9 protein-coding genes and 1 tRNA gene are annotated in these 12,179 nt (G+C 41.4%); 1 reads left to right on the top strand and 9 read right to left on the bottom strand.

Features of this window, described 5'->3' with window-relative positions; translation table 11 throughout:
• Window positions 1-51 precede the first annotated feature (51 nt).
• Window positions 52-2,829, bottom strand: a complete 2,778-nt coding sequence (locus tag DWY37_RS13875; protein WP_118544565.1) for a hypothetical protein — start codon at window positions 2,827-2,829, stop codon at window positions 52-54.
• 203 nt (window positions 2,830-3,032) lie between these two features.
• Between DWY37_RS13875 and DWY37_RS13870 the strand changes: the two genes are divergently transcribed.
• The gene (locus DWY37_RS13870) at window positions 3,033-3,776 is read left to right on the top strand and encodes a LytR/AlgR family response regulator transcription factor (protein ID WP_158575694.1); all 744 of its coding nucleotides are present in this window, start codon (window positions 3,033-3,035) and stop codon (window positions 3,774-3,776) included.
• A 269-nt stretch (window positions 3,777-4,045) separates the two neighbouring features.
• On the opposite strand, the gene DWY37_RS13865 is transcribed toward DWY37_RS13870, so the two are convergent.
• The 8 genes from DWY37_RS13865 to cysS all read right to left on the bottom strand — a co-directional run bounded on the left by DWY37_RS13865 (window position 4,046) and on the right by cysS (window position 12,169).
• A tRNA-Thr gene (locus DWY37_RS13865) sits at window positions 4,046-4,118 on the bottom strand.
• A 67-nt stretch (window positions 4,119-4,185) separates the two neighbouring features.
• Complete coding sequence (locus DWY37_RS13860) at window positions 4,186-6,327, bottom strand: YhgE/Pip domain-containing protein (protein WP_118544564.1); 2,142 nt, start codon at window positions 6,325-6,327, stop codon at window positions 4,186-4,188.
• Window positions 6,328-6,341: 14 nt separating this feature from the next.
• Window positions 6,342-6,734, bottom strand: a complete 393-nt coding sequence (locus DWY37_RS13855) for a hypothetical protein (protein WP_199534332.1) — start codon at window positions 6,732-6,734, stop codon at window positions 6,342-6,344.
• 19 nt (window positions 6,735-6,753) lie between these two features.
• Window positions 6,754-8,925, bottom strand: coding sequence for a YhgE/Pip domain-containing protein (locus tag DWY37_RS13850; RefSeq protein ID WP_118541940.1), 2,172 nt, complete (start codon window positions 8,923-8,925; stop codon window positions 6,754-6,756).
• A gap of 4 nt (window positions 8,926-8,929) precedes the next feature.
• A complete protein-coding gene (sigH, locus tag DWY37_RS13845; RefSeq protein ID WP_022242898.1) occupies window positions 8,930-9,526 on the bottom strand; it encodes an RNA polymerase sporulation sigma factor SigH in 597 nt (198 codons plus the stop codon).
• Between the two features lie 12 nt (window positions 9,527-9,538).
• Window positions 9,539-10,294, bottom strand: a complete 756-nt coding sequence (gene rlmB, locus DWY37_RS13840) for a 23S rRNA (guanosine(2251)-2'-O)-methyltransferase RlmB (RefSeq protein ID WP_416390276.1) — start codon at window positions 10,292-10,294, stop codon at window positions 9,539-9,541.
• A gap of 10 nt (window positions 10,295-10,304) precedes the next feature.
• Window positions 10,305-10,766, bottom strand: a complete 462-nt coding sequence (locus DWY37_RS13835; protein ID WP_118541938.1) for a Mini-ribonuclease 3 — start codon at window positions 10,764-10,766, stop codon at window positions 10,305-10,307.
• Window positions 10,751-12,169 (bottom strand): cysteine--tRNA ligase, encoded by a 1,419-nt coding sequence (gene cysS / locus DWY37_RS13830; RefSeq protein WP_117698606.1) that lies wholly within the window; start codon window positions 12,167-12,169, stop codon window positions 10,751-10,753. The genes DWY37_RS13835 and cysS overlap by 16 nt, the downstream gene beginning before the upstream one ends.
• Window positions 12,170-12,179: the final 10 nt, after the last annotated feature.

Here is a 12,179-nt window from a genome sequence, read left to right as displayed (position 1 = left end):
TTTTTATTTTTCATTTCATGACTTTTCTATTTCCGATATATCCCTTTTCACTTATTTCATACGGCGTCCTGCATTTAATCTGCCATATGCTCCCGCAGCCACTCCTGCCGCAGCAATCAGTACAAGAAGATATAGGAATATCTGATTGTCGTCTCCGGTTTTAACCTGTGTGCTGCTATCAGACGTTGTTGCTGCCGGTGTCTGTACCGAAGATGCGCCTGGCAATGTTGTAACAACATTACTTCCGGCGGTTAATGTCGTTCCATTATTATTTTCATTTGGCGTGCTTCCACCTGGTGTATTTTCCAGATTATTTCCGCCGCCCGGGTTTGACGGGTTTAAGCTGTCGGAAGAAGGAAGTCCTTTTTCTACTACAATCTGTGTTGCAGAAGACGCATAATAATTGCGTGTTTCCTGATAACGTACCAGATAAGTTCCGTCGGCAAGTCCGGTCAATTCATTTTCTGTAATTGCGGTATAGGTAGTTCCATCAATACTGTATTCCATTTCCGCATTCACACCACGAATCTTTCCATCATTTTTGCCATCAATGGTTTCTGCTACTGCGGTAAGTCCTGTTGGTGCTCCACGATGTGCTTTGGTAATGCTGAAGTATTTTGTTACACTGTCTAAAAAGCGGGAACCACTGATAATTGCTGCAGCTGTATCACCCACTTCAATATTGTCAACATAAGTAACCGTAAAATCCCTTCCTTCCGTTAATGTCATTCCATCATACGTTACGGTTACAGCCGGCTCTTTTCCTGTGCCATCATAGACAAAGGCAGCCGGGCTTAAAGTAATGTCCGCTTCTGCCAGCTTCTTATTACGAAGTACCAGATTTTTGGCACGATTTCCGGATTCATCCAGTACTGTAATATCAGTATCAACAAAAACTGAATATCCGAAAGGAATTAATTTGTCCAATGCCTGTTCCATTGCTGGTACATTTTTATAGTTTGCCAGACCACTTATCATGTTTTCTACTGTAATTACAGAATCGTCATCCGGTGCTATTGTAATCATTTCTACAAAGAATGAGCAAGGGGATGCCTGTGAACCTACATGAAGTCTACTGCTCTTTAATTCCAGACCACCATTTGCAGTCCAACTTATCTCATGGATATCCGCTTCCACATTTTCTAATGTACATTTATCAGAAAGACTAGTATTTGCATCATTGAGCATTCTCAGGTTAAGCTTTCCATTGGAAACGCTTAAGTGATTCATGATATTAAATGCATCTAATGTTAAACTCTTCCCATTTAAATCAAGATTTACAGCCTTATATACAGAGGATAAATCAATTGATTCACTGCTGTTCTTATAATCAACGAATAATTTTACAGTATTGTCTGCATTGGCATTATGGAATGCATCGGACAGGCTGTTATAATTTGTTACATTTCCGCTGGCATCTACAATAGCAGCCACCGGCTCCTGGTCATCACAAACAACACATTTTCCATTGATACGCTTTGGATGCGTACATCCGCTGGCAGTATATACGGTTCCATCTACGATGGCTCCTTTCTTTGTGCCGTCTACAAGCTGGATTACACCTGTTGCAGGAATCCCGTTCACCATGGAAGTTAATGCTGTTCCTTCCGTATTTCTCTTTAACGTAACCGTTCCACCTGCATTCAGGTCGACTGCATTCAAAGTTGAAATCACATATGTGCTGCTTTCCTGTTCTATTGTAATATTCCCATCGGTACTCTCAATACTTCCACCGGCTCCGCCCCAGGTAAGTGATGAATCTGTTGTTCCATTCTGTTTCAGTGTTACATCATTCTTTGCCTTTATATCAAGTTCTGCCATAAACATCGGTACCGGTGCATTAGTTGAAATGCTTACTGCTCCTGCCAATGCCTGAATCGTCAGCTTACCATCTTGCATGACAGGGTTTGCGGTCTGTTCAATTGTAACATCCCCATTGGTTGAAGTTAAGCTCACCTGTGGATTACTCTTGCTTGTTATTCCCTTCGCTGATTTTAAAGAAATATCTCCTGCAGCTTCAATCGTAAGATTACTGTCAGTCAACACCCCTGTGCTGGTATTTTCCAGTTCCACCTTTCCACCGGTATTTTTCAGGGTAACATTTTCTGCATGGAAAATTGGATAATAATCAGATGCAGAACTTAATGCAAGGTCTCCTTCTGTCTGTGTCAGGTTCAGTGTGGATACTCCACTGTCAATCATACCACATGGTGCGGTTATCGTAACTTTCTTTCCACTTAAATCAACCACTCCACTGCTCAAAACAATTGGCTCTGAAGACGTTGATGCAGTTTCCAGTGTAATATCACCGGTTGTATCTATCTGAAATCTGCTGCCACCGTTTATTACATTACTATTACTTGTTACCTTGAAATTTCCGGTAAAATCCTTTGTGACAACGGCAGCACCGGTTCCAGATAAGTTAAATGCCGGACTATAGGTTCCTGTAACAGTAAGATTTCCCGCCCCGGAAATTGTTAGATTTCCATCCGTTACTGTCACCGGATTCGGTCCGGAAGTAGCAATCTCCATATCATTGTATACAGTCATGGTTGCCGTATCCTTATCAAAGTAAATATAGCCACCACTTTCCGGTTCTTCCCCTACTTTATCGACACCACGATACCTTGCAGCTGGTCCCGGTATAGAAGGAGAATCCACCGCCTTCACATACCAGCCCGTCTCTAATGTTGTACTTCCTATTTGAACGGATGCCGGCGTATCCTCTGCCTTTACCAGTAGTCCGGCAGCATCTCCCATAAATAAGCCTGTCATCATAGTCAATGCCATCAAAAATGCCAGACATCGTTTTTTTCGGTTTCTTCCCATATTTCCTCTCCTTTTTTTATTTCTATTTCTTTTGTTCACACAGTTTCTATCTTAAGAAAACGCCGGGAATTTTGCAACCAATTCTTCCAAATTGTGATTTTATCTTCCTGATTGTCGATAAAAAATGATTCTTATTTTCTTTCAATATGTTATACTTGTCTCGTATCCGGTGTTTTTTACTTTTTATATACAGGAGAATAATTATGCTGATTTACTTATGCGAAGATTCTGAAAGCGATGCCTTACGGCTGAAACATCATCTGAATACATATGCCACGAAACATCATTGTAATATGGAGATTCTACTTTTTTCTTCGGGCGAAGAGATGATTCAATATTATAAAGAAGAAAAGCGTTATCCGGCTCTGCTGTTTTTAGATATCTATATGAATAACCAGGACGGTGTGGAAACAGCACGTATTCTTCGCTCACTGGGCTATGCGGGTGGCATTATTTTCACCACTTCTTCTACGGAACATGCCATGGCAAGCTATGAGGTAAATGCTCTTTACTATCTGCAAAAGCCTTACTCACACACAGATTTTCTCAATGCCATGAGCCGCTGCGATACTCTTTTAGAGGAATCCAATGAAGTATTTACCTTTTCTGTCCGTAGGAAGGAATATTCTCTTCCTTACTCAGATATTCTCTTTTTTGAAACCGGGCAGCACAATGTCCTGCTGCACGCTATATCAGAGACTTTTACGATTCCCGGAAACCTAACACAGCTTACCGAGGACTTTGCCTCTGTTGCCTGTTTTCTTCCGGTTGGCCGCAGCTATCTGGTAAACCTAAACCATGTCACTGGAATTCTGCAGCACGACCTTATTATGGAAGACCACTCCATTGTGCAGATTCCTTTTCGTAAACGTGACGAGGTAAGCAAGGCCGTTAATAGCTGGTTTGCAAAGCTTGAGAAAGAGCCAACTCCTCCCGGCTTATCCTAAGGCCAGATATTTCCCCTGTTTCCAATGTACTCCTATTGTGAAAATGTTACAGACTTGTTACAATTCATTTGTACTTAGCTAAGACATGATTTCAAAGAAAATAAGGAGGACGAAACTATGTGTTTTAATTTCAATAGCTGTTCCGAGTTATTTAACACAATCTGCAAATTATTCAGACTCGGATGTTAATATGTTTTATGCGATTTGCATAATCACCAAAAAGGCTGTAACCCTTGATTTATCAAGGATTACAGCCTTTTTTCCAGTTAAGCTGGCAACGGGAATCGGACCCGTGACCTCCGCACTACCAATGCGACGCTCTACCGACTGAGCCATGCCAGCAATTCTGTCGGAACTAATCCCGACTTTTAATACTATACTATAGAGAGCTATGATTGTCAATACTTTTCTACAGCATAATGTCAGATTTTTCTTTGCTATGCTCAATCTTCATATTTAACTTCCGGAACGGAATTGCAATTACAAGTCCAATCAGAAGTGAGATTATAATATAGATGCCTAAGATGCCAATGCATTTCCAATAAGTCATTCCATACATACCACCGATAGTCTCCCGGAGTGCATCCATTCCATAAGGGAATGGGAAGAAACGGTAAATCCGCTGATAGATTGCCGGCAGTACTTCGATTGGGAAGGAACCGCCTGCTCCTGCTACCTGGATAACCATAATGACTACCGCCAAAGCCTCTCCGACATTTTCAAAGGCTACCGTTAATGCATACATAAATAGGGTAAATACAAAGCTGCAGCATGCGCAGGCAAGCCAGAATAAGAATGGGTTATGGCATTGTATCTTAATATAAAACAAATCTCCCAGTGCAGTAATCAATGCCTGCACCTGTCCAATCAGGAAGAATGTAATATATCTTCCAAAGAATTTCTGGTAAGGTTTTGCATCCGGTATTTTCTCATCCGGAAGTACCTTTACATGAATGATTGCCACCAGAATCAACGCACCTACCCACAATGCCAGTACCGTATAGAACGGTGACATTGCCGAACCATAATTGGAAATCGGATAAATCTCTTTCGTCTCCATATTGACCGGAGAAGATAAGAAATCTCCTAACAAAGTCGGGTCGGTCTCTAAGATTTTCATCAAAGCCTGATACTGGTCACTGATTTCCAGAGCACTGAGACTTGTAATCACACTGTCAAGTCCGGTCTTCATTTCCTGTGCTGCTGCCAATGAATCACTTAAGCTTTCATTTCCCTTATCGAGGGTTTCACTATAAGCATCCAACACTTCCGATACTTCATCAAAATCTCCATCGACACCATTTAAAATTGCCTGTGTCTGATTCAGCGACCCCTGCATGGACTGAATGGTTGTCTCCAGCTGACCTTTTACCGAATAGTCAAACGTATCTTTTAAAGCTTTTATTTCGGTCTTACAGGAAGTTATTTCGGTAGATATTTCAGTGTTTAAAGTATCCTTTGCAGTATTTAAATCTGTGACATTATTCTGGACACTGTTTAAATCTGTTTCAATTTTATCTAACTGTGCTTCGATTTCTGCAATCTGACCGGAAACACTTTCATCATCCTTCCAGTCTGCCACACTGTTTTCAAATAACTGACGGATCAGCGGCATCATATTAATTGCGCTCTGCAGTCCGCCGGAAGATAAATCACCATAGTTATCCAACTGATCTAAGGCATTCTGTATCAGCGTATTGATGTTGTCAAGGCTGTCGGCTGCTGTATTAAGATTTGCTGAAATAACCTCAGCCAAAGCACTGGCATTAAGGCTGCCGGAATTCAATGCTCCCTGCATGGTATTTACCGTATTCGAACCATCATCTACCATCGTATTCAGATTCGGCAGCATAACCTGTGTCGTATCAATCAGGCTGGATGCCGAATTGGTAATGCTGACAAAAGAATTCAGCAATGCAATATAGCTGTCCAAATCTCCGCTTAAATCATTAAGCTGTGTCAGGAAAAGATTCATCATAGAGCCGGAATCCATTCCATTTTCTACCATGACATCATTTACCTTTAACATGACTTCTGCCAGAGTGCTGACAAAGGTTGCATTAACCTGTTCCTGCACTGCCGTTTTTGCCTTGGATGTAATCTTTGGTGCAATGGCATTTTTCTTCTCATTTTCATAATAAATAATCTGCGGATTCTGTACTTCTCCGTTAAGGAAGCTTATCATTTTCTCGGAGAAATCCTCCGGAATAATCAGTGCCGCATAATATTCACTGCTGTATACACCGTCGGTTGCTTCATCCATGGTATCAGTAAACTGCCAGCCCATAGTCTGATTGGCTTTCAGGGCATCAATGACGCTGTCTCCGATATTTAAAGACAGACCTCCCATATCAATTCCCTCATCTGCGGAATATACTGCTATCTTAAGATTTGATGTAGATTCCGGTCCATACGGGTCCCAGTTGGACAATATATTAAACCATGCGTACAGTGACGGAATAATAGAAAGACCTATTACAATAACCACTGCTACCACATTTGTGCTGACTCTCTTAAAATCCAGGTAAAAGATTCTAAAAATATTTTTCATGTGTTATCCCTCTGCTACTCCTTTGTGCTATCCGTTAAAAGTTCCTGCTCTGCCGTCTGAAGTACGGTACGAATCCGTTCTTCTACCTGGGCAATTCCATCGCCAATCAGTGCATCTCTCTCCTGTTGCTCCCGGTTAGAAATCTCATTTAATTTTTCCTGTAATTTATAGTCCGAATATTCTACGAAAATTAAATATCCTGCCAGAATAAACAGCGATACAATCCACAGAATCAAAAATACAATTTTTGAGCTTTCTGTCCAGAATAACAATGCCAGGAAAATCAGTGGAATAATGATAAGGCACCGCAATCCGATGCGGATACGTTTCTGGTTCTTCTTATGAATCTCCTGCTCATAGCCTAAAAGCATGTCATAAAGCTTTTCATAATCTTCTTTCTTTTCCATCTGCTCTTCACCTGCTCTCTTACATCATCTTCGTATCTTTCATTCGCTTTTCTACGAAATGATTGATACCCATAAATGGTATGCGAATCATCAGTCCGATTAACAATGCCGCTGCTGCGAAAATCAGAAGCTCTGCCAGATTCTTCTCATAGGTTCCGCCATACATGCCGCCAATGGTTTCACGCATGGCATTAATGGCATATGGGAATGGGAAGAAAATATATACCCGCCGGTAAAATTCCGGCAATATCTCAATCGGATATGTTCCACCGGAACCTGCAATCTGAATAACGACCATTACAACCACCAGTGCTTTTCCGATATCGCCAAAGGAAAGTGTCAGCGCATAGATTAATAAGGTAAAGGTAAAGCTCGTCAGCGACGCCGCAAACCAGAACAATACCGGATTCTTCACCTGACAATGCAGCAGATAAATATTACCCAGCACAATAATCAATGCCTGTATCTGTCCCATCACAAAGAAAATGAGATATCTTCCAAGGAAAAGCTGATAACGCTTCGGATTCGTCAAATCCTTTTCGGATGCCTTTACCTTAATCAGTGCCACCAGTACAATACCGCCTACCCAGAGTGCCAGTGTTGTATAAAATGGTGCAACCGCAGAACCATAATTTTTAATCTCATAAACCTGCTTTGTCTCCACTTTTACCGGCTGTGCAAAGAATTTACCATAGGATTCCGGATCGCCGCCCAAAAGTTCCATGATAATCTGCATCTGTTCATCTTCCGATGCTTCATTCAGCTTGCTGATTGCCTCTTCTATCTTTGTATCACAGGTCTTCAGCAATGTCTGAATCTGTGTAAAGCTTTCATCTGTAGCATCTACCATATCTAAGGTTCCATCGAAAATGGTTTCCATGTCACCTAATGTATTATTCAGATTATTCAAAAGATTGGTTACATTGACCAGTATCTGGGATGCCGTATCCAATATTCCGGATACTCCAGGCACCAGATTATTGGTGTATACATTCTTCATATTTTCAATGGTCTTGCTGCAGGTAGACAATGCTGTATTCATTCCGCCTGTCACAGTATCTACCGCATCTTTTACTGCATCTGATGCATTGTCCGGCATCAGTGTCTCTAAAAGCTTCTGCATTTCTTCTGCATCCTGCTTCAACGCATCAATCTGTGACATCACATCATCCATATCCGTTTTCTGCTCGTCCGTAAAGCTCTCATCTGTCTTGAGTCCACTGATTGCTCCATAAAGCGACTGCAACTGGTCATTTAAAGTCTTGATATCATTCGTTGTTGTCTCAATACTTTCAGTTGTCTTCTTGGCAGAATCTCCCAGTCCGGCATTGGTAATATCCGTTGAAATCTTATTCAAAGAATTCTCAATATCCGTTAAGGTTGTCTCCACATTCTTGGAAAAATCTGAAAGTGTAGTATCCGTACTGTCTAATTGTGTCTTTGTTCCATTCAGGGAATTTACAGCTGAATCAATTTTATCTTCCACCTTTGACACACTGGAATTGGCTTCATCAATCCCTGCGCTCAGTTCTTCATTTCCGGACAGGAAGCTGTCTATCATGGCATCATAGTCCTTTAAATTCTGGCTGAGCTGCTCTAATTTCTGGCGGAATCCATCCACACCGCCATCTTCACTTATTTTCTCAGAAAGATTATCCATCTGGGCAAACATGGCACTTGCCGCTGTCTCAAGAAATGTCTCATTGATACTGGACTTTAATGTGCTCACTGCAGTATCGGTAATTTTCGTTGCAATGGCATTTTTCTTCTCATTCTCATAATATGTAATGGTCGGATTCTCCAGTCCTTTAGAAAAGATGCTGAACATGCTCTCGGAAAAGCGGTCACCAATAACTACTGCCGCATAATATTTTCCACTTTCTACTCCGCTGATTGCTTCATCAGAGCTGTCTACAAACTGCCAGCCTATGGACTTATTCTCCTTCAACTGCTCAATCACCTGAACACCCATGTTGACGGTTGTGCCATCCTCTAATTTCATTCCTTCATCTTCAGATGCCACTGCAATATAGATATTTCCGGTGTTGGCATAAGGATCCTCATTGGAATAAATATTAAACCATGCATACAAAGATGGAATAAAACACAATCCGATTGCAATGACCAGTGCGAAAAAATTCCTGCAAAGTCCTCTTACGTCCTTACGAAAAATGTGAATGATATTTTTCATGCTGTTACTTCCCTTTCAACTTCTTCTTTAAACGCTGCAACGCATTATCCACAGCCTTCGGCTCTTTTCCCATAGCTTCTGCAATCTGCTCATAGCGAAAGCCCTGCAGATAATACGACAACACTTCCTGTTCCATTTTGCTTAAAGTTTCATTTACTTTCCGCTTGAAATCTTCCCGGTCTTCCTGACTGATAAATAAATTCTCCGGATTCGCCTCATCTATAGTCTCTAACACATCCGCCAGATTCCTGCCTTCCGAATCCTCACTATCTGCATAAAGTGGTACATACGAATTGAGCGGTGCATGCTTTTTCCGATTGGAAGCCTCCACCGCTGTATACATCTGTCTTGCAATACAAAGGTCTGCGAAATGAAAAAAACTGCTGTCTTTATCCGGCTGATAATCCCGGACAGCTTTAAACAGACCAATCATTCCCTCCTGAATCAAATCGTCCGTCTCACCACCAATGAGATAAAGTGCTTTTGCTTTTTTCTTAACCAGACTTTTGTATTTGTCCATCAGATAATCTGTAATTTCTTTTTCACCACTACGAAGTGCTGCAATTAATTCCTCATCACTCATGTTCTGATAAGATTGCATCTCTCTCTCCTGTTAACTTAATCTCTGTCTTACAATTTCATAAGCTAAAACACCTGTTGCTACCGATGCATTTAAGGAGTCAATATCTCCCTTCATTGGAATCGATGCCACAAAGTCACAGTTTTCTTTTACTAATTTGCTGACACCTTCTCCTTCATTTCCAATAACCAGTCCGATAGAACCTTTTAAATCCAGATCATACATGGTTGTGCCACCCATATCTGCACAGACAAACCACATGCCCTGCTCCTTTAATTCCCGGATGGTATTGGTAAGATTGGTTACCTTTGCTACCGGTGTATAATAAATGGCTCCTGCAGAAGCCTTTGCTACGGTGGCGGTCAGTCCCACTGCACGGCGCTTTGGAATAATGACGCCATGGGCACCTGCCAGATTGGCAGTACGGATAATTGCACCCAAATTGTGCGGGTCTTCAATATTATCCAGCAAAATGACAAATGGTGCCTCATTTTTCTTTCTGGCATTTTCTAAAATATCTTCTACCGTTGCATAGGAAAATGCTGCTGCCATGGCAATGACACCCTGATGCTTCTTCGTCTCTGACAACTGCTCTAAACGCTCTTTTGCCACAAACTGTACCAGCGTATCATGCTTTTTCGCTTCTCTTAAAATGGTCTGAATGGGACCGTCTTTACAGCCATCTAATACAAACAGCTTGTCTATGGTTTTTCCGGAACGAAATGCTTCTAAAACTGCATTTCTTCCTTCTATCTTCGTGCTTTCCGCCTGTGTGTTTTCCATCTGCATTTCTTCCATTCTACTTTCCTCCTGCCAGATCATTCTTTCCGGTCTTCACATTATAGTGTCTGATTGCTTCTTTCGCCAGTTCCAAAATCCGCTCAAACTGATCCGTCAGATATAAATAGCCCATCAATGCTTCAAAGCCGGTGGCACGGCGATAATCTGACATAGTTGCGTTTTTTGCCATGGTCGGAGACTTGGCATTTCTGCCTCTGCGGTAAATTTCCGTTTCGTCTTCCGTAAGCATCGGAGTCAGTGTCTCCATCATCGTTGCCTGCGCATGCGCTTTCACCAGATGGCTGGTGGTCTGATGCAGACGGAATGCCTTGGTATTGCCTTTTCCAACTACAATGCTTCTTATGACAAGGTCATAAATGCCATCTCCTATGTAGGCAAGTGCCAAAGGGGAGTAGGTTGCTACATCCACCTTTGGCAGGTCAAAATATTCTTTGATATGGGAATCTATGCCTTTTTCCATTTTACACCCTCTCTGGTATCCTCTAAGACAATTCCTTTTTCCAAAAGTTCATTACGAATTGCGTCTGCTTTGGCAAAATCTTTTTCTTTCTTTGCAGCCTTACGCTCTTCGATTTTTTCTAATACATATGCTTCTAAATCTGCATCGATTTCATCGGCAGGATTTGCTGCTTCTCCCGCTGCTAAATCAAGAGATAATACATAATCAAAATCTTTTACCAGTGCAAGCTTGGTTGCATCGGTCATATCGGCTTTCAATACTTCATATACTACAGTCAGTGCCATGGAAGTATTTAAATCATCCTCTAATGCCTGCAGGAATTTCTCTTTGTATGCATCAAATTTATCCTGCTCTACTTCTGTAGACGCATCCAGTTTTGCAATGGTCTTACGAAGCTTTACATAGGAATTTTCCATATTATCCATTACTTCATAAGAGAATTCCAATGGCTTTCTGTAATGGGACTGCAGACAGAACATACGATATACCAGCGGCAGATAACCTTTTTCTTCCAATAAGGAAACGGTCAGGAAATCTCCCTTGGATTTACTCATTTTTCCTGATTTATCATTCAGATGATGCACATGGAACCAGTAATTACACCATTTATGTCCCAGATATGCTTCACTCTGTGCAATCTCATTGGTATGATGTGGGAAAATATTATCCACACCGCCGCAGTGAATATCCATATATTCACCTAAATGCTTCATGCTGATGCAGGAGCACTCGATATGCCAGCCCGGATAACCAACGCCCCATGGACTATCCCATTTCAGTTCCTGGTTATCGAATTTGGACTTGGTAAACCACAATACAAAATCACTCTTGTTGCGCTTATTTTCATCCTCAGATACGTCATCACGGACACCTACCATCAGCTCTTTTTCGCTCTGGCTGGAGAATACATAATAATCATCTAATTTTGATGTATCAAAATATACATTTTCTCCGGCAATATATGCATAGCCTTTCTCTAAAAGTACCTCTATCATATGAATAAATTCCGGGATACAATTGGTTGCCGGCTCTACCACATCCGGACGTTTGATATTTAATTTGGAGCAATCGGAAAAGAATGCATCGGTATAATACTTTGCAATCTCCATAACGGTCTTGTGCTCACGCTTTGCGCCCTTTAACATTTTATCCTCACCGGTATCTGCATCACTGGAAAGATGTCCTACGTCTGTTATGTTCATGACACGCTTTACATCATAACCTGCATAGCGAAGTGTTTTCTCTAATACATCTTCCATAATATAGCTGCGCAGATTTCCGATATGTGCAAAATGATATACGGTTGGTCCGCAGGTATACATTTTCACTTTGCCATCTTCGTTTGGCACAAAGGTCTCTACTTTTCTTGTAAGGGTATTAAAAATCTTTACGTTGTTCTCCATGTTATCCTCC

Source organism: Roseburia sp. AF25-13LB (genome assembly GCF_003478915.1).
Taxonomy (GTDB): domain Bacteria; phylum Bacillota; class Clostridia; order Lachnospirales; family Lachnospiraceae; genus Roseburia_C; species Roseburia_C amylophila.
Note: the sequence above shows the minus strand (reverse complement) of the source record. Positions and strands in the feature narration are given on the sequence as shown.